This window comes from Helicobacter labacensis (assembly GCF_003660285.1).
Taxonomy (GTDB): Bacteria; Campylobacterota; Campylobacteria; order Campylobacterales; family Helicobacteraceae; genus Helicobacter; species Helicobacter labacensis.
The window spans coordinates 19,991-38,071 of sequence record NZ_QXQQ01000001.1; the positions used below are offsets into that span (position 1 = coordinate 19,991).

General features: G+C 48.4%; 20 protein-coding genes. 9 read left to right on the top strand and 11 right to left on the bottom strand.

Going from position 1 to position 18,081, the window contains the following annotated elements; translation table 11 throughout:
* Positions 1-3: 3 nt before the first annotated feature.
* Genes miaB through EAO33_RS00125 form a run of 5 tightly spaced genes read right to left on the bottom strand, consistent with a single transcriptional unit; the run spans position 4 to position 4,831 of the window.
* Positions 4-1,299 carry a tRNA (N6-isopentenyl adenosine(37)-C2)-methylthiotransferase MiaB gene (gene miaB, locus EAO33_RS00105; RefSeq protein ID WP_407920450.1) on the bottom strand — a complete coding sequence of 432 codons (1,296 nt, stop codon included), beginning with the start codon at positions 1,297-1,299 and terminating at the stop codon, positions 4-6.
* 9 nt (positions 1,300-1,308) lie between these two features.
* The gene (locus EAO33_RS00110; RefSeq protein ID WP_120943749.1) at positions 1,309-1,557 is read right to left on the bottom strand and encodes an HP0268 family nuclease; all 249 of its coding nucleotides are present in this window, start codon (positions 1,555-1,557) and stop codon (positions 1,309-1,311) included.
* Positions 1,558-1,607: 50 nt separating this feature from the next.
* Complete coding sequence (gene mqnF, locus EAO33_RS00115; RefSeq protein ID WP_120943752.1) at positions 1,608-2,843, bottom strand: aminofutalosine deaminase family hydrolase; 1,236 nt, start codon at positions 2,841-2,843, stop codon at positions 1,608-1,610.
* Complete coding sequence (locus EAO33_RS00120) at positions 2,831-4,096, bottom strand: amidohydrolase family protein (protein ID WP_120943755.1); 1,266 nt, start codon at positions 4,094-4,096, stop codon at positions 2,831-2,833. Before EAO33_RS00120 ends, mqnF begins: the two co-directional genes overlap by 13 nt.
* 9 nt (positions 4,097-4,105) lie before the next feature.
* Positions 4,106-4,831, bottom strand: a complete 726-nt coding sequence (locus EAO33_RS00125; protein WP_120943758.1) for a cytochrome c biogenesis protein CcdA — start codon at positions 4,829-4,831, stop codon at positions 4,106-4,108.
* 88 nt (positions 4,832-4,919) lie between these two features.
* On the opposite strand from EAO33_RS00125, the gene EAO33_RS00130 reads away from it, so the two are divergent.
* The 6 genes from EAO33_RS00130 to EAO33_RS00155 all read left to right on the top strand — a co-directional run bounded on the left by EAO33_RS00130 (position 4,920) and on the right by EAO33_RS00155 (position 9,754).
* Positions 4,920-6,317, top strand: a complete 1,398-nt coding sequence (locus tag EAO33_RS00130; RefSeq protein ID WP_120943761.1) for a DEAD/DEAH box helicase — start codon at positions 4,920-4,922, stop codon at positions 6,315-6,317.
* A gap of 43 nt (positions 6,318-6,360) precedes the next feature.
* Entirely contained in the window at positions 6,361-7,464 is a 1,104-nt protein-coding gene (locus EAO33_RS00135; protein WP_120943764.1) for an SPFH domain-containing protein, read from the top strand.
* A gap of 2 nt (positions 7,465-7,466) precedes the next feature.
* Complete coding sequence (locus EAO33_RS00140; protein ID WP_120943767.1) at positions 7,467-7,994, top strand: DUF2393 family protein; 528 nt, start codon at positions 7,467-7,469, stop codon at positions 7,992-7,994.
* 51 nt (positions 7,995-8,045) lie between these two features.
* Positions 8,046-8,618: a hypothetical protein gene (locus EAO33_RS00145; protein WP_120943769.1), complete on the top strand. Its 573-nt coding sequence runs from the start codon at positions 8,046-8,048 to the stop codon at positions 8,616-8,618.
* 75 nt (positions 8,619-8,693) lie between these two features.
* The gene (locus EAO33_RS00150) at positions 8,694-9,185 is read left to right on the top strand and encodes a flavodoxin (protein WP_120943772.1); all 492 of its coding nucleotides are present in this window, start codon (positions 8,694-8,696) and stop codon (positions 9,183-9,185) included.
* 14 nt (positions 9,186-9,199) lie between these two features.
* On the top strand, positions 9,200-9,754 hold the full coding sequence (locus EAO33_RS00155; RefSeq protein ID WP_120943775.1) for a hypothetical protein: 555 nt from the start codon (positions 9,200-9,202) through the stop codon (positions 9,752-9,754).
* 13 nt (positions 9,755-9,767) lie between these two features.
* On the opposite strand, the gene efp is transcribed toward EAO33_RS00155, so the two are convergent.
* From efp to EAO33_RS00170, 3 genes are read right to left on the bottom strand one after another with little or no spacing between them, the layout of a single operon-like run.
* Positions 9,768-10,334, bottom strand: coding sequence for an elongation factor P (gene efp, locus EAO33_RS00160; RefSeq protein ID WP_120943778.1), 567 nt, complete (start codon positions 10,332-10,334; stop codon positions 9,768-9,770).
* Between the two features lie 9 nt (positions 10,335-10,343).
* On the bottom strand, positions 10,344-11,267 hold the full coding sequence (locus EAO33_RS00165; RefSeq protein WP_120943781.1) for a class II fructose-bisphosphate aldolase: 924 nt from the start codon (positions 11,265-11,267) through the stop codon (positions 10,344-10,346).
* A gap of 20 nt (positions 11,268-11,287) precedes the next feature.
* Positions 11,288-12,181 (bottom strand): peptidylprolyl isomerase, encoded by an 894-nt coding sequence (locus tag EAO33_RS00170; protein WP_120943784.1) that lies wholly within the window; start codon positions 12,179-12,181, stop codon positions 11,288-11,290.
* A 101-nt stretch (positions 12,182-12,282) separates the two neighbouring features.
* Here EAO33_RS00170 and EAO33_RS00175 point away from each other — a divergent pair, with 101 nt between their 5' ends.
* Positions 12,283-13,023 carry an EI24 domain-containing protein gene (locus EAO33_RS00175; protein WP_120943787.1) on the top strand — a complete coding sequence of 247 codons (741 nt, stop codon included), beginning with the start codon at positions 12,283-12,285 and terminating at the stop codon, positions 13,021-13,023.
* Here the strand turns inward: EAO33_RS00175 and crcB are convergent.
* The 3 genes from crcB to EAO33_RS00190 are packed head-to-tail and all read right to left on the bottom strand — an operon-like array spanning position 13,007 to position 14,444.
* Positions 13,007-13,387: a fluoride efflux transporter CrcB gene (gene crcB / locus EAO33_RS00180; RefSeq protein ID WP_120943790.1), complete on the bottom strand. Its 381-nt coding sequence runs from the start codon at positions 13,385-13,387 to the stop codon at positions 13,007-13,009. The two genes, EAO33_RS00175 and crcB, sit on opposite strands and share 17 nt — an antisense overlap.
* Positions 13,388-13,400: 13 nt before the next feature.
* Positions 13,401-14,129: a uroporphyrinogen-III synthase gene (locus tag EAO33_RS00185; RefSeq protein WP_120943792.1), complete on the bottom strand. Its 729-nt coding sequence runs from the start codon at positions 14,127-14,129 to the stop codon at positions 13,401-13,403.
* On the bottom strand, positions 14,130-14,444 hold the full coding sequence (locus tag EAO33_RS00190; RefSeq protein ID WP_162982146.1) for a rhodanese-like domain-containing protein: 315 nt from the start codon (positions 14,442-14,444) through the stop codon (positions 14,130-14,132).
* Positions 14,445-14,561: 117 nt separating this feature from the next.
* Between EAO33_RS00190 and EAO33_RS00195 the strand changes: the two genes are divergently transcribed.
* Both EAO33_RS00195 and EAO33_RS00200 read left to right on the top strand, forming a co-directional pair.
* Positions 14,562-17,375, top strand: a complete 2,814-nt coding sequence (locus tag EAO33_RS00195; protein ID WP_120943795.1) for an FAD-binding and (Fe-S)-binding domain-containing protein — start codon at positions 14,562-14,564, stop codon at positions 17,373-17,375.
* The gene (locus EAO33_RS00200) at positions 17,372-18,058 is read left to right on the top strand and encodes a di-trans,poly-cis-decaprenylcistransferase (protein ID WP_120943798.1); all 687 of its coding nucleotides are present in this window, start codon (positions 17,372-17,374) and stop codon (positions 18,056-18,058) included. The genes EAO33_RS00195 and EAO33_RS00200 overlap by 4 nt, the downstream gene beginning before the upstream one ends.
* Positions 18,059-18,081: the final 23 nt, after the last annotated feature.

Consider the following 18,081-nt stretch of genomic DNA (forward strand, 5'->3'; position numbering starts at 1 on the left):
AAATTAAGCCCCTAAGCGTTGGGCTTGCAAACTCCCCTTGTGGTGCGCCACCACTTGCACGGCCACCAAATCCCCCACACTCACCCCCCGGGCTTCAAAACTCAACAAACGCCCTTGATCGCTTTTGCCCTGCGCGCGCCCTTGTTCTATGTGTTCCACTAAGACTTCATAGACCTTGCCTAATTCCCGCTTGGCTTTTTGGGTCAATAGTTCTTGGTGGCATTGTTGCAAAAGGCGCAAGCGATCTTTGGCAATGGGGGTGGGCACCTTGGGTTCTAAATGGGCTGCCGGGGTCAAGGGGCGGGGGGAATAAACAAAACTATAGAGGGTGTCAAATTGCACGCGTTGCACCACATCTAGGGTGTCTTGAAAATCCGCCTCACTCTCTCCGGGGAAACCCACGATAATATCCGTGCCAATCCCCACTTCGGGCACAAGCGTGCGCAATTTTGCTACACGATTTAAATACCACTCCCTGGTATACCCGCGTTTCATCGCCCTTAAAATCGCATTAGAACCGCTTTGCAGAGGGATGTGGATACTCTTACATACTTTGGGGTGGCGCGCAAAGCACTCCAAAAAAGCATCGTCCATATGCAGGGGGTGGGGAGAAGTGAAACGGATTCGCTCCAAACCCTCAATCGCGCACAGAGCGCATAGCAACGCGCTAAAATCCACCTTAGGGTGCGCGCTAGAAAAACGCGCGCCGTAATTATTGACATTTTGCCCTAACAAGATGATCTCTTTAACCCCTCGCTCTACGCAACGCCTAGCCTCCTTCAAGATCAAGTCTAGGGGAATGGAGATCTCTTTGCCGCGTGTGTGGGGCACAATGCAATAGGTGCAATGTTTATCGCATCCAATGGACACATTGATAAAGGCTTTGAGCGCGCTTTGGGTGCTCTCAAAGAGATAATGGCTATCGTCATGATCTAGGGCTACCTCAACAGCCTTGGGCTGGTGGATGATCTGGCTTATCTTGGAAATGTTGCGCGCTCCTAGCACAAAATCCACGCTGGGGGCTTTTTGTAAAATGCTAGCCCCCATGTGGCTAGCGCTACACCCGCATACCCCGATCTTAGCCCCCCCTTTTTTGATCTTAGCAAAATGCCCAATCTCTGAAAACAATTTGCGCTCAGGCTTTTCGCGCACACTGCAGGTATTTAACAAGATCAAATCGGCTTGTTTGGGGTCATCAATTTGGGTGTAGCCCACTTTGGCTAGCTCACCAGCCAAGTGCTGGCTATCCCGCTCATTCATCGCACAACCCATCGTTTCAATATAAAGGGTCTTTTGCAAATACATCTCCTAAATGATATGTAGGGCGTAAATAAAATCTTTGTCGTCCGCGCTGATCTTCACTTCGTTTAAATACGCCTTATAGCCCTGCTTTTCTAAACAAGCAAGCGCGTTTAACATGTCCTTGTGCGTGTTGGTGGGCGCGAAGTAGAAGACATGTTCGTTATGGTGGTGGTATTTGTTTAGCAAGTCCTCTAGGCGCACCTTGAGACTCTTACTGGTGTGTTTTCTGCTCTGTTTGGCTAGGTGTAATTCCATCAAATCCCTTATTCACAATGTTTTCGAGTGTAGCTGAATTTGGCTTAAAACTAGGGAAAAACGCGCCTTCCTTGGATATAGAGAGCGCGGGCTTTTTTAGCCTGTATGAGGCTTAGGGCGATCTCTAGGGGGGTGTGGGCTTTTTGGCATGTGAAAATGGCTAAATCCGCGTCCTTGCCCGCTTCTAAACTCCCATTATTCAAGCCCAAGGCTTGGCTAGCGCGTGCGCTACAGGCTAACAAGAGTTCTAAGGCGTTGTCTTCTAGATTACCCGGTAGGGCAAAGAGGGCATGGCGCAATTCTTCTAAGAGATTCACATCTAAATTAGAACTTTTCCCATCGGTAGCCAACGCGTAAGGCAAATCCAAAGGGCGCAAACGCGTAGGGTCTAGCAGATGCCCGCTTAGAAGGCGGTTAGACCTAGGGCAGGTGATGATGTGGGCTTGGGTGGCGATCTCTTGGGCGTGTTTGAGATGCTCCAAACGGGCAAAGAGGGCATGCACAAGCAATAGGTGTTTGTTGGTAAACAGGTTTAAAAAATCTAGCACTCCCGTGTAAGAAGGCATGGGTTTAGCCACTCCCAAGACTTCTTGAAAAAAGCGCGCAAACCAACCCCCTTGATTCTCTAACCACTCTAATTCAGCCTGCGATTCTAAAAAATGCGCGCAAACAGGGGTGCGCTTATCTATACCCTCCAACACCCGTTGAGCGAGTTGCTTATGCGCCGAATACGGCGCGTGGATGGCAATAGCCGGGATAAAACGCGCGCTTTTGTGCTTGAGGCTTTGGGCATAGCGCGCTTGGAAGTCTTGAAAACTCTGCTCTAGGGGTGCGCTGGCAAGCAACTCATTGAAAAAGACCACTTTTAAAGGCGAATGGGCTAAAATTTCGCGCTCTAAGCCATAGCTACTAATAGCCCCTACACTCCCCACCCCACTTTGCATTTGGGCGCGCAGGGCGTGGCAGATATGCCTTTGGGCGTGGCGGAACACCAAATCTCTGTGTTGGATCACGCTAGTTAACCAATTCTCAAAACTCCCATAAGTAAAGGTGTTTTTATGGCTGGAAAACTCAAAATGGATATGGGCGTTGGTGAGCGCTGGCATCAATAGACCATGTTTGTAAAAAGCCACGCGTGCGCGCGCATACACGCTTTTCAAACGCGCTAGTGATCCTACCTCTATAATCTGTCCCTTAGAGATCGCCACGCCCCCATGTTCTATCACCCTAAAAGAGGCATCGCAAGTAACCACTACACGCGCCCCAATGATCTCTAGCTCTTGCATAAAGACACCACCTCATCGCCTTGCATGATCCACTCTATGCGCGCGTCTAACACTTGGTTATGGTAAATGCTAGCCGGGTTATCCACTTGGCTTTGGGCTGTTAAATCCACTAGCATTAAGCGCGCCTCTTGACCAACCTCGACTCTCCCACAATTGAGCCCTAAAAAGCGTGCCGGATTCGTGGCGATGAGCTCTATTAATCTTGACAAACTAATACAGCCACTTTTAACCAAGTGCGTGTAGGCTAAGGGGAAAAAAGCGTCAATGCTACTGATCCCAAAGGGCGCGTCCTCGAAGATGTGTAAGTGCAGAGGGTGGGTGTAGTGTAAACTGGTCAAGATGTCAATGTCTGTGGCAAGCAAGGCGCGCAAGCGCATTTGGGTGGCTTTAGTTTTTAAAGGGGGGAGAATTTTGGTGCGCGGATCGTAGTGTTGGTAAACGCTCTCATCTAAAACCAAATGGTGTAGGGGGGTTTGCACCCACAGGGGAGCGCCTAGAGTTTTCAAAGCCCTAATGACATTAAAAGCATCGGGTTCCACCACGCTATCTAACAAAATATCCAACCCTGTGTGCAAAGCCATAGCCCCCACTTTACCCACTTCTTTAACTTGGATGAGCGGACTCACACTAGGCAAACCTAGCTCGTAAGCCAAGGAGGTTTGATCCATTATCCCCATGCTAAAACGCCCCTCATAACCCCGCACCCCGCAAATGAGTTTGAGATCGAGCATACGCGCGTAATCTAACACGGGCAGAAGTTTTTGCCCTTCTAGGTTGTAGAGATACAAGCATGCGCGAATAGAGTCAGGGAGCGCGGCGCGCAATAGAGCTAAATCTTGCAGGCGTTGGTTGGTGTCTAGGGGGTGCAAACAGACGATGTCTTTGTGCGCGATAGCCTGCCTAGTTGCGCCATAATCTAGGGGGCTAAAAGCGTTGTCGCTAAACTCTTGCACGAACTCTAGGGGCTCCATATGCGCTTCTTTAAGAGAGTAGAGCGGAGCTAGAGGCACACCCATTAAAGAGCCCACCCCCCCCATGCACGCTTGCGCTTTAAGATGTGTGTAGGTGGACGCGCTTAGGCTGTGTAAAAACACCCCTAAATCTATCGCGCTAGGTAATAAAGTCTTATGCCCGCACTCTAAAAACATTTCTTGGGCTTGGGGGTTTAAATGCGTGCCTATCTGCGCAATGATCCCATCTAACACACGCACACAACAAGAAACCCCATTGACACACGCATTTTTCAATAACACGCCACACCCCTAGCCCAACCACGCGCCCAAGGATTCCATCTTGCCACTCATAATCAGCACACCCATAAGTAACAAAATCGCCCCAGTGCCTATCTCCACAGCGCGCATGTAAGGTTTGACGCTTTTAAGCAAATTCAAAGCCTTATCCAATGCCAAAGCCACCACTAACCAAGGAATCCCAAACCCGGCGATAAACACCCCTAAAAGCGTCAAGCCATAAGCCTGTTCGCTCCCGCTTAAGAGCACAATGCTCGTGAAAATGGGACCAATGCAAGGAGTCCAACCCAGCGCAAAGCCCATACCTAGCACAATAGGTAATAAGTGGCGCAAAAGGGTATTTTGCGCCCCCATGTTGAGGTTAAGCACCCTAGCGCGGTAGAGAAAACTCCAGCGCAACACCCCTAAAAAATGCAAACCAAAGAGCAAGACAACCCCCCCGGCCAGCACACGCACCCACACATTCGAAAAGAAATTATGCAAAATACGCGCCATAGACGCGCCTAAGAGCCAAAAGACGATCCCAAAGCCTAGCACAAATAACCCCGCCTTGAGCAAAACCCCAAAACGATGCACCCGCCCGTTTTTGATCTCTTCTAGGGAACTTTGGCTAATGTAGGAGAGATAGGCAGGAATCAAGGGCAACACGCAGGGGCTCAAAAAAGCCAAGAGCCCGGCTAAAAAAGAGGCGATCAAGGGAGTTTGATCAAAAACAGATAAGAGACCATTTTCTAGCATGGACGATCCTAAGGTTTTTTAGCTATAATAGCGTGAATTTACTTTAGGATTATCCCCATTAAAATCCCAACAAAGGTTGTTTTTATCCATGCCAACAGAACATTCCAGCGCGCCAGAAACTTCTGTGAGTTTTAAAGATTTGGGTTTGCATCCCAAGATTTTGAAGTCCATTGCGGATGTGGGCTTTGTGCAACCTAGCCCTATTCAAGAAAAGGCTATCCCGTTAATTTTGCAGGGCAAAGATGTGATCGCCCAAGCCCAAACGGGCACGGGCAAGACTGCCGCCTTTGCTCTGCCCATTATCCACAATCTCAAGAACGACCAAAGTGTAGAAGCCCTCATCATCACGCCCACTAGAGAATTGGCGATGCAAATTAGCGATGAGATTTTCCGCTTGGGCAAGAGCGCGCGCACGCGCACTATTTGCGTCTATGGTGGGCAGAGTATCCGCAAGCAATGCGAGCTTTTAGAGAGAAAGCCCCAAGTGATGATCGCCACACCCGGGCGACTCTTAGACCACCTCAAACACAAGAGGTTAAAAAATTTTGCGCCTAAGGTAGTCGTATTAGATGAAAGCGATGAGATGCTAGACATGGGCTTTTTAGATGATATTGAAGAAATCTTTGACTACCTGCCCGAGGACGCGCAAATTTTACTCTTTTCAGCCACCATGCCCCCCCCCATCAAAGAATTAGCCACCAAAATTTTACAAGACCCCGCCTTTATCCACATCGCGCCCAGCCATGTTACCAATGCCGACATCTCACAACGCTTTTATGTGATCAACGAACACGAGCGCAATGAGGCGATCATGCGCTTGCTAGATAAAGAAAACCACAACAAGAGCATCATCTTTATGCGCATGAAGCGCGAAGTGGACGAGTTGCACCAATTTTTAGTGGAGAGAGGTTATAAGACCACACCTTTGCATGGGGACATGGAACAGCGCGCGCGTCAAGAATCCATCAAGGCTTTTAAATCTAAGCGCGCCGATGTGCTGGTGGCTACCGATGTAGCCAGTCGGGGGTTAGATATTAGCGATGTAAGCCATGTCTTTAACTACCACTTGCCCCTCAACACTGAGAGTTATATCCATCGCATCGGACGCACGGGGCGCGCGGGCAAAAAGGGGATTGCCATCACTCTAGTAACCCCCCTAGAGTATAAAGAACTCTTGCGCATGCAAAAAGAGATCGGTTCTAGCATTGAACTGTATGAAATCCCCAACATGGATGAAGATCGCTTGGTGCGCGCGCTCTCTAAGGTAGAGGTCGATGAAGAGGTGGTGAGCGTGTATGAGCGACTCATGGAACAATTTGAACCCGCTCAACTCACCTTAAAACTCTTGAGCCTACAATTTAAAAGCCAAAAGATCGCCCTAGACCCACATGCCCTAGATCGCCCCCCCTCCAAAAAACCCTACCAACACTCCAGATCCCACTCTAAGACTCATAAACCCCCACGACAAGGGTATAGACAAAGGTAGTTTATGACAACAGCCATTTTAGCCCGCGCGCGCAAGGACAGCCATGCCCATTGATCTCAACGAGCATCTCAAAAACAAACAATCCAATCCCCGCCCTGAGGATTCGAAAAATTCCAACCAGCCTAAGAACCCTCCTCCTTTTAAACCCACCCTACCTCCTAATTTCTTGCAATCTAAGAAATTCACCAGCTTTGTGGTTTTTGTGATCGTGTTGGTGTTGTTGGTTTTAGCCAAGCCCTTCACCATCATCCAATCTGGTGAAATTGGCATCAAGATCACCGCCGGGAAATACGATCCCCTGCCTTTACAGCCCGGGATTCACTTTTTCATCCCCCTAGTGCAAGATATTTTGGTGATCGATACGCGCGTGCGCACGATTAATTTTTCCCGCACGGAAGATATGGGGATTGTGGGCAAGAATCAAGGCATTTTTAGAAATGACGCGATCAATGTGATGGATTCTAGGGGTTTGACGGTTTCTATTGAGCTCACCGTGCAATATCGCCTCAATGCCCAAACCACACCCCAAACCATCGCCACTTATGGCTTGAGCTGGGAGCAAAAGATCATCAACCCGGTGGTGCGCGATGTGGTGCGCTCCGTGGTGGGGCGCTACCCTGCAGAAGATCTGCCCATCAAGCGCAATGAAATCGCCACGCTGATCAATACCGACATCAATAAAGAGGTTTCCAAATTGCCCAATGCCCCCGTAGAACTTAGTTCAATCCAGCTTCGAGAGATTGTGTTGCCCCAAAAGATCAAGGAACAGATTGAAAAGGTGCAGATTGCTAGGCAGGAATCTGAAAGAGTGAAGTATGAGGTGGAACGCGCCAAGCAAGAGGCACAGAAGTTAGCAGCCTTAGCTAAGGGGGAAGCAGATGCCAATCGGATCAAAGCCCAAGGGGTGGCTGATGCGATCGTGATTGAAGCCAAGGCTAAATCCGCAGCTAATTTGAGTATCGCCCAAAGCCTGACCGATAAGCTCTTAAGCTTACGCCAAATTGAGGTGCAAGGGCAATTTAATGAAGCGCTTAAAGCCAACCAAAACGCCCAGATTTTACTTACCCCCGGGGGGGCTGTGCCCAATATTTGGCTAGACACCAAGAGTAAACCCAAAGCCCTAGCCACACAAGGGGCGCATAAATAGCCATGAACGCCATTTTGCAACACCTTTTGGAGACATTACAAGCCTTTTGGGCGCAGACCAGCCCCTTAGCTCTATGGGTGTTTGGAGGGCATTATTTTCTCTTTTTATGCTTTTTTTCTATGGGGATTGTCTTTAGGGGGGTGATCTCTGCGCTGTGTTTGGGGCTCTCGTTTGTGGCGCTCTTTGGCGCGCCCTTTGGGGTGCGCTATGTTACCCAAGACCAATTCTTGAAAATCCAAACCAGCATCGAACATGCCGCTGCGCTTGTCTACACGAATGCCTTTGTCGCGCAAGTGAAGATCAAAAATGAAGGGAGATTGGATTTCCAGCAATGTAGCCTGCGCCTGGATGTGTTGAATCCTTTCCACAATAAGTTGCAAGAGATTCTCTCCCATTGGCTCTTTGCCAAAACCTATTTGAAAACCTTTAAAACCCCCCTAGCGCGCCAGCAAGAACGCGTTTTTGAGTGGAGTATCGACCCTTATCCTTACCGCCATAACCCCTTTAAACTCTCTGCGCACTGTTATTGAAGTTCTGCCTAAAAATACGCTACAATCCTCTATCAAACCTAAAGGAAAGTTATGTCTAGGCGTATCACCCTAACGCTGGTAGGCGCGCTCATGCTGGGGGCGTGCGCGATGAGCCCCAAGAAACAAGCTTTTTTGCAAAACATGCCCACTTGGATGATCCAAGATCAAAGCATGCACATCACACAAGGGATCGACAGCTCCCATGTCATCAACGGTCAAGTGGAACGCTCAGAGGGAATCGCTAGGGAGCGCGCTAGATTCCGCGTGGCAATCCACATCGCCAACAGGCTTAAAGATGTCTTCAATGTTACGCAAAATTCTAAGCAAAAGCCCTACGACAACGAAGTCTTTAAAGAAGTGATCCAAGCCATTGCGACTAGTTTGGATAAGGAAGTGCAATTGGGCGAATACATCAACCCCAATAATCACGAGGTGTTTATGCTAGTGCGGGTTAATAGCTATAGCCCAGAGCGTTTAGGCAAGGCGTTATCAGAGATCAGTCTCTTAGACCCAGAAACAATCAAGCAGGTTATGTTAGGTGTCAAAAAAATCTTTGAAGAGGTGGCTTTGGAGAGCGATGCGCAAACCCACCATGATTTCACAAAGGAACGCGGGGGACATTAAGGGGGCTTGATATTTTCTTTAAACTTGGCTACAATGGGGGGAGCACTTGATGCTAAATTTCGCTAAAGGATAGTTATGGCAGTTGGGATTTTTTATGGAACGGATAGCGGGAATTCTGAGACTATCAGCAATAAGCTTTCTGAAAAACTAGGCGGGGCTAAGGTTTTTGATGTGGCTAAAGCCTCTAAGGCGGATTTTGATAGCTTTAGCTCTGTGGTGTTGGTGGCTCCCACAGCAGGAGCTGGGGACTTACAAAGCGATTGGGAGGACTTTTTGGGCACTCTAAGTGAAGCCGATTTTGCCAATAAAACCATCGCGCTAGTGGGGTTGGGCGATCAAGACACCTATTCTGAGACCTTTGCAGAGGGAATTTATCATCTGTATGAAAAAGCTAAGGCGGGTAAAGTTGTAGGTTTCACCTCCACAGATGGCTATACCTTTGAGGCTTCTAAATCTGTAGAGGGGGGTAAGTTCGTGGGGCTAGTCTTAGATGAAGACAACCAAGACGATCTCACCGATGGGCGCATTGAGGCGTGGGTCAATGAAGTCAAGGGTGCTTTGGCGTAGGGGTGTGTAGGTCGATGACTTGGAAAATCAGCACCTTAGCACTGGTAGGAGTCTTTGGGCTAGGTGCGTGCGCACCCCAACACCAAAAACAGGTCTTCTTGCAAAACATGCCTATGTGGATGATCCAAGATAGGAGCATGTTTGTAACCCAAGGGATAGACAGCTCCCATGTCATCAACGGGCAGGTGGAGCGATCCGAAAAGATCGCTAGGGAGCGCGCTAGGTTCCGCGTGGCGATCCACATCGCAGATAAAATCAAGGGGGCTTACACTGTAGCCCAGAACGCAGAACAAAAACCCTTTGATAGCGAGATTTTCAAGATGATCACCCAAGCCATCGCAGCGAGCTTAGGCAAGGAAATCCAGCTAGGCGAATACATCAACCCCAATAACCAAGAGGTGTTTATGTTGGTGCGGGTTAATAGCTACAACCCAGCGCGCCTGCAACAACTATTGACCAATATCGAGGTGCTTGACAACAAGACGATCCAGCAGATCATGCGTGGCGTTAGTAAGGTCTTCGATCAAGCGATCGACTATGACGATGTGCAGGTCCCAAAGAGTATGTGAGCACCCCCCCCTTTTAGGCTTTGAGTTTTTCTAAATACTCCCCGGTTTGGGTATTGACCTTGATCACCTCTCCTTCTAGGGCGTGGAAGGGCACTTGCACCACCGCGCCGGTTTCTAGGGTGGCGGGCTTTTTGCTGCCGCTGGAAGTGTCGCCCTTGAAATTGGGGGGGGTTTGCACGATTTTGAGCGCGACCACTTGGGCGACTTCTACAGAGATCGCCTTTTGGTTGTGGAATAGCACTTGCACCTGCGAGCCCTCTAGCATCCATTTGGGAGCTTCGCCCACCTGATCCTCACTCAAAGCGATCTGTTCATAGGTTTCTGTGTCCATGAATTGGTAGCTTGTGCCATCAAAGTAGAGAAATTGCATGGGTTTTTGCACTAAATTAGGCTCTTCACACTTATCCCCGGCATGAAAAGTCTTCTCAATCACCTTGCCATCTAGGAAAGACTTGATCTTGGCGCGCACAAAAGCTGCCCCCTTGCCCGGCTTGACATGCTGGTATTCCACAATACGGTAAGGCACACCAGCAATCTCAATCTTGAGGTTTTTCTTTAGCTCACTCATCCCAATAGCCATCAAATCCTCCTAGATTTTATCAGCGCTACCCAGTAGGTGCATGCGCTCTACAATGACCTCTTTGACCGCCTCAATGCCCGGGGTAAAAAACTTGCGTAAGTCAAATTCGCTAGGGTGTTCGTTGGCGACTTTGCGCACCTGCGCGATGAAAGCGATGCGCAAATCGGTGTCTATATTGACCTTGTTGATCCCCCCCTTGATGGACTCTTGCAAGAACGCGTAGGGAACGCCCTTGCTTCCCTTTAAATCCCCCCCTGTGGCTAGGAAGGATTGGCTAACTTTCTGGGGGATCGCGCTAGCACCATGCAAGACTAGAGGGATATTGGTGCGCTCTTTGACCTCTACAAGCCTTTCAAAATCTAATTTAGGTTCGCCCTTGAATTTAAAGGCTCCATGGCTTGTGCCTATGGCTGGGGCTAAATAATCCACATGGCTGATTTTGACAAACTCTTCAGCCTCGTCCGGATTGACCAAGACCGCGTCTTTTTCATCTACAGAGATATTGTCTTCAATCCCCATCAAACGCCCTAACTCTGCCTCTACACTTACATTTTTAGAGTGAGCGTAATCGACCACCTGCTTAGTGAGCTCTAGGTTTTCTTTGAAAGGGTGGTGGGAGGCATCAATCATCACAGAGGTAAAGCCCGCATCCACGGCTCTTTTACAGCTCTCAAAAGTCGTCCCATGATCCAAATGCAGGGCTACAGGGATGTGAGGATAACGCTTAACCATTGTTTGCACGAGACTTAAAACCATGTCAATGCCCAGATACTTGATCGCTCCCTCACTGGCTTGCACGATTAAGGGGGATTTTGCACTATCTGCTGCCTCAAAAATGGCGCGTAACATTTCCACATTCACGAAGTTAAACGCGCCCACGCCATAGCCCTCTTGGTGGGCTTTGTTGAGAATCTCACTGCCTTTGACTAACATGGGGTGCTCCTAACAGGGGTTTATTTGATGTCGATCTTGACTTGTTTGCGCAATTTGTCTAACTCGCCCTTGACATACTCTTGGAATTGGTGTTCTTTGATGATCCCAATGATGGTTTGTTTGGCTTGCGCGTAGGTAGGGGTTACAGGTTCGTTCTTTTTCATCAAGTAGATGACATGGTAACCAAACTCTGTTTTAATGGGTTTTTTGGTGTAGGTGCCCGGTCTAAGAGAGAAAACCGCGTTAGAAAATTCGGGTGCCATTTGGTTTTTTTGGAATTTACCTAGATCGCCTCCGTTTTTGGTGTTTTTGGTGTTGGGATCAATGGAGTCGCGGTTGGCAATTTTGATAAACTCGTGCTCCAATTTGTTCTTGGGCACTTTATTGAGCTCAGAGATCACGCGCTTGGCATCGGCTTCCGTCTTAACCAAGATATGCCTAGCCTGTGCCTCTTGTTGCACAAATTTTGACTTGTTGGCTTCGTAATACTTTTTGAGCTGCGCTTCTGGAATTTCCTCTTTGCCAATAACCTCTGCCTTGCGCTTAGCCCAAATCTCTACTAAGAGTTGCTTTTTATAGCTCTCCATGCTGTGCTTAAACTCTGGGGTGTCCTCTAAGTTCTCTTTTTTAGCTTCTCGTTCGATTAAGAGATTGTTAATCGCTTGTTCTAGCAAGCTCATTTGTTGATCTTTTTTGAGCTTGTCAAAGTCAAAATTGGGGTTTCTCTGCTTGATTACATCAAAATCGCTCTCTGTGATGTCCACCACTTCGGGTTGGCTAACCTTTTTGGTCTTTTTATTTGCCTTGCCCGTTTGCGCGCTCGGAAAAGTAACGGTCGCTAGGGTGGTTGCCCCCACCATGCCCACGCCAAGCACACCGGCCAAGACCACACTCAACACGCTTTTTTTAACCATAAAATTCTCCAAAGTATTGTAAAATGAGAGCCTGCTACAGCAAGCGCACATAAGCTTGCATTTTAGCATGCTAAACTTAAATAAATAAGAAAGAGGGAGTCATGAAAGGTCCATTGCGCACCATCCAAGAGAGTTGGAAAGACTTTTTGAGTTGGAAAATGTTGCTTTTAAATTTGGGTCCTGTGCTTGTCGGGCTGTTGTTTTGGGGGATTTTGCTCTTTTACTTTGGGGATAATCTGGTGCGCATTATAGAGGGATTTTTACCCACTAGCTGGTATCGTTACGCGCACAGCGGGGGGTTTATGCCCGCGTTTTTCTTGTTGCTGTTTAAAACCTTTGTTTACATCTTACTGGGCTTGTTTGTGCTGATCTTAAGCTTGGTTGGCAATGTGCTAGTGGCGATCTTTTACACCCCCATCGTGGTTTCTTTCGTGCGCAAGAAAGACTACCCAGACCTCTGCCTAGAGGGCTTTGGAGATTTTAACTTTTGCTTACAACACTTCCTCAAACAGCTGGCTTATTTGTGTATGTTTTTGTTGGTGTGTATCCCGCTTTACTTCATCCCCTTTGTTGGAGTCTTCTTCTCTTTAATCCCCCATTACTTCTTTTTTAAGAACACCCTCTGTTTTGACATCGCCACTTCTCTTTTTAATCAAGAACGCTACACACAAGTGCTAAGGGATCACAAAATCCCCCTCCACAAGGTGGCGATTTTAGCCTATCTCTTCTCTTTAATCCCCGTCTTTAACTTCTTTGCTACCTTATTGCAGACCCTTATCTTAACGCGCTATTTCTTAGAGATCAAGGCGCAAGAAAAGCAGGTGGCTAACCCACCAGCTTAGCCAAGCCCCAGCCCAACGCCACGCACCCTAACCCTAAGAGATTTGTGCCTAGCACATAGGCTAGGGCTTCGCTGACAGCCTGCTTTTGCAAGAGTTTTAGGGTATCTAGCCCAAAAGAAGAAAAGGTGGTAAAGCCTCCCAACACCCCCGTGATGAAAAATACCCCCACGCGATCTCCTAACACCCCCCTTGTGGCTAAATGCCCCGCAAAGCCGATCACAAAGCACCCGATCAAATTCACACTGAAAGTGCCTAGGGGGAAACTCTCCCACATTAAAAAGCGTGTTGGGGCGACTTTACCCACCAAATAGCGCAAAGAACTCCCCAAAGCCCCCCCCAAAGCCGCCCAAACCACCATACCCATGCCACTCTCCTTTTTAGACCAATCTAACACAGCTAGCCAATTCTTTGGCTAACGCCACGCTGGCTTGCAAGCTGGGTTCAGGGCTAATGAGAGCGCGCACATGGGATTCAAAAGCCCGGTAGGTGCTCTCCCCTAGGGCGATGGCGCGGTAACTTGTATCCCAGCCAAAATTAAACACAAAGGCTTTGTAAGCGCTCGGGGCACTAAAAATGAGAATGGAGTGGGGTGGGGGCTTGAGATGGGCGGATAGTTTTAGGGGTTTATTGGTGTAGGCGATGAGTTCTTGCACGCTGACATGGGCTTGTAACCACGCCCCTAAATTGAACGCGCTGTGCTGGGCGCGCACATACAACGCGCTTTTGGTTTGCAAGCACGCCTGTAAGTGGGGCAACACTTCTTGAGCGAATAACGCGCCTTGGGCTCTTTGCCCGACAAAGGCAACTTGGAAGCCTAAATCTTGAGCCCAACGCGCGCTTTGGGGAGCTAGCACAAAGCTAGGCAAGCTCTTCAACACCGCCAAAACATGCGTGTTTTGCAGACTATGTTCTAGGGCTAGGGGGGCATTTTTAGAGGTGAATAGCAACGCGCCGATGCCACTCACATCTAGCACCCCTTGGGGTGTGCTTATATTCACACCTTGCGCACCAAGGGGCAGATACTCTAGGGTGTTGCAAACAAGGCTTTGGACCTGCAAATCGTCCTCATACGGTCTAAGCCCTACCACCACGATACTAGGTTGCAATTAGGCGCGCACCATCTCTAAACCATGCGCTTCAAAATCCTCCACACATGCCTTTAGAAAATAGACATTTTCTAGCCCTGCTTCGTGCAATAGGCTAGCATAATGGGCGGCACTGCGCCCTATGTAGCATTGCAAGAGAATTTTGCTCATGGGGCGTTCTAGGGCAAATTGCCTAATAGCCTCTAGGTCATTGAGGTGGATCGCGTCTTTCAAATGCGCCTCTTGGTAAGCCTGTGCATCTCGAATGTCTATAATACACCAATCCTTAGGGTTGAAATCCTGTAAATCCACGCGGTGGTGGGCGTATTCATGCATCACTATCCTTTATTTTTTCCCAAATTCTAGCACATTTATGTTTGGAATGTAAAAACCCCTACGCACAGACAACTAGAAGTGCTAAAATGCCTTATCTCATTTCAAAGGCTCAATCTCATGCAGGCTAACTACACCGCCTTTTACCAAGAAGCCCAGCAGTTTTTAGGCGATCGAATTTACAAGGATTATTTACGCCGCGTGGTCTATGGCATCGATGCTTCATGTTATCGCTATATCCCAAAGCTTGTGATCAAGGCACAGAGTGAGTCGGAGATCATGCGTATTTATGCCCTAGCGCGTCAATACCATACCCCGCTTACTTTTCGCGCGGCAGGTAGTTCACTCTCTGGACAAGCATGTTCTGAGGGAGTCTTGGTGATGGCTAGTTTGGGTTGGCAAGACATCCAAATCAACCCTGAGGATTCAAGTGTGCGCTTGGGTTGTGGTGTGATCGGCGCACAAGCTAACAATGCCCTAAAACCCTACCTGAGAAAAATAGGACCAGACCCAGCGACCATCGCTACAGCAATGCTGGGGGGGATTTTAGCCAATAATGCCAGTGGGATGTGTTGTGGAGTGGCGCAAAATAGTTATCAAACCCTCAAATCTATCCGCCTGATCTTAGCCGATGGCGCGCTTTTGGACACTAGCGATCCTAGAAGTGTAGCCAACTTCAAGCAAAGCCATGCCCCCCTTTTGCAAACTCTTTTAGATTTGCGCCAAGAAATCCTAGAGGACACAGAATTACACGCCCTCATTGCCAAGAAATATAAGATCAAAAACACCACCGGTTATAGTCTAAACGCCCTCATTGATTTTGAAGACCCCATTGAGATTTTAAGCCATCTCTTCATTGGCTCAGAGGGCACGCTAGGTTTTATCTCTAGCTGTGAGCTCCATTGTGTCCCCGATTTGCCTTTTAAAACTTGCTTTTTACTCTTTTATGAAACTCTTAACGCCGCTTTAGAGGCGGTGCGCATTTTAGCCCAAAATGCGGATAAAATCAGTGCCGCCGAATTGATGGACTATGCCTGTTTAGCCAGTGTGCAGGGCGTGGAGGGGATGCCCAGCGTATTAGCTCAAGTCAAACCCGGGTATGCTTGCATTTTAGCCCAGCTAGAGAGCGCAGACCCCAACACCTTAGAGAAAAATAGCGCCTTTGTGCTAGAAAAATTACAAGCTGTGGGCACAATCCTCCCCCTTGCGCAAAGCTCCAAGCCTCAAGAATACAACACTTGGTGGAAGATCCGCAAAGGGCTTTTCCCCATCGTAGCGGGGCGCAGGCGCATGGGGGCAAGCGTGATCACAGAAGATCTATGTTTTGACATGGCGCATTTGCAAGAGGGGATCGCCCACTTACAAGAGTTGCTAGAAAAGCATGGTTTTAAAGAGCACAGCGTGATCTTTGGGCATGCCCTAAGTGGGAATTTGCACTTTTTGATCACTCCCCTACTAGAAAACCCCCAAGAGAGGGCACAATTTAGCGCGCTGATGGAGAATTTAGCCCACATGGTCGCCTCTTTGCAAGGTTCGATCAAAGCCGAGCATGGCACCGGGCGCATGGTTGCCCCCTTTGTCAAGCTAGAGTGGGGGACAAAGGCTTATAACATTTGCCAGCGCATTAAAGCTCTCTTTGATCCGCAAGGCTTGCTTAATCCCGATGTCATTATTTCAGACGATCCCCACATCCACACCAAAAACTTAAAAGAGAGTGTGCCTATCACCCCTGAGCTAGAACCTTGTATGGAGTGTGGCTTTTGTGAGCGCATTTGTCCGAGTCGTTATCTCTCTTTAACGCCCCGCCAACGCATCGTGCTACAAAGAGAGATCGCCCATTTGACAAAGCGCGCTCAAGAAGGACATGTAAGCGATCAAGCCTTGCTAGAGGAGTTATTAGAGGGGTATGCCTATTTGAGCGATGAAACCTGTGCGGCATGTCATATGTGCTCCACTCTTTGCCCTTTGGGCATTGATAGCGCAACCATCGCGCTTAAAAGCCGTGCTCAAGAAAAAGCCCCCCTGCTTGCCAAAGAGATTTTAAAACATTTGGACAACACCATTAGCGCGCTTAAAGTAGGTTTAAGCGTGGCACAAATAGGGCAAGTGGTTTTAGGTCCTAAGAGATTGCAAGAACTCTCCAAGCAAGCCCATGCCAAACTGGGCACACCAGCCATCTCTGCCTACATGCCCCGCTCCAATGCCTATAAATTGCACAGCAAACCCTCAGCTAAAAATGTCCTCTATTTCTCTACTTGCATCAATCGCGCCTTTGCCCCCTCCAAACGCATGCCCGATTCGCGCAGTTTGCAAGAAGTCTTTGAATCGCTGTGCAAAAAAGCGGGCTTTGGGGTGATTTATCCGCATGAATTGCCCAAATTTTGTTGTGGCAAGGCTTTTATCAATTATGAAGACTTGAGCGCACAAAACACGCGCAATAATACCGAGCTTTTAAAACGCCTCTCAGACAATGGACAGATCCCCATTGTGCTCGATCACAGCGCGTGTAGCGCGCATTTGATAGAGAATTTACACGGCACAGGTTTGCCCATTTATGACATGCCTATTTTTATCTATGAAATCTTGCTAAAATCCCTCACAATCAAGCCCTTAGATGAGAGTGTGGCGTTGTATGCTATGTGCGCCTCTAAAAGATTGGGGTTTAGCCAATCTATGCGCGATCTAGCCCAAGCATGCGTGCAGGGGGAGGTGTTAGAGCACAGCGATACGGGTTGTTGTGGCTTTGCAGGCAATAAGGGCTTTTTAACTCCCGAGTTAAACCAACACGCCCTCTTAGATTTAGCGCGCTTTTACAAGGATAAACATTTAAAACGCGGGTTTTGTAGCTCTAGCACATGTGAGGTGGGCTTGAGCCAGCAGACTAAAATCCCCTTCCAACACATCGCCTATTTAGTGGATATTTGCGCGCAATGAATGCCTTAAGACATCTAGCAATTATTATGGATGGCAATGGCAGGTGGGCGAAATTACAGGGCAAACCCCGCACACATGGACACCAACAAGGCATTAACGCCCTGCGCAATATCACCATTTGGTGCGCTCAAAACCACATTGCCTATCTAACCCTCTATGCTTTTTCTACAGAAAATTGGAGTCGCCCTAAAACAGAGGTTGATTTTTTAATGCGCATGCTCAAAAAATACTTGATTCAAGAGCGATCCACCTATTTAGAGAACGAGATTCGTTTTAAAGCCATTGGCAATTTAGAACGCTTTAACCCCGCTTTGCGCCAAACCATCTTAGCCCTCGAGAAGGATACCGCCCACCACAGTGCCCTAACCCAAGTGTTAGCCCTCAATTACGGTGCGCGCGATGAGATCGCTAGGGCTTGCGCGCGCATTTTACACCACAAAAAAGAGGGGACAGATATGCAAGAGCTCATTGGGGCGCATTTGGACACAGCAGGCATGCCCGATGTAGATTTGTTGGTGCGCACGGGTGGGGAGATGCGCCTGTCTAATTTCTTGCTTTGGCAATCTAGCTATGCTGAACTCTTCTTTAGTCCGGTGCTGTGGCCGGATTTTACTCCCGCACATTTGCAAGAGATCATCGCGTTGTTTGAGCGAAGAGAGCGTAAATTTGGGCGGTTAATTTGATTGTGTTAGATTTTCAATCTCAA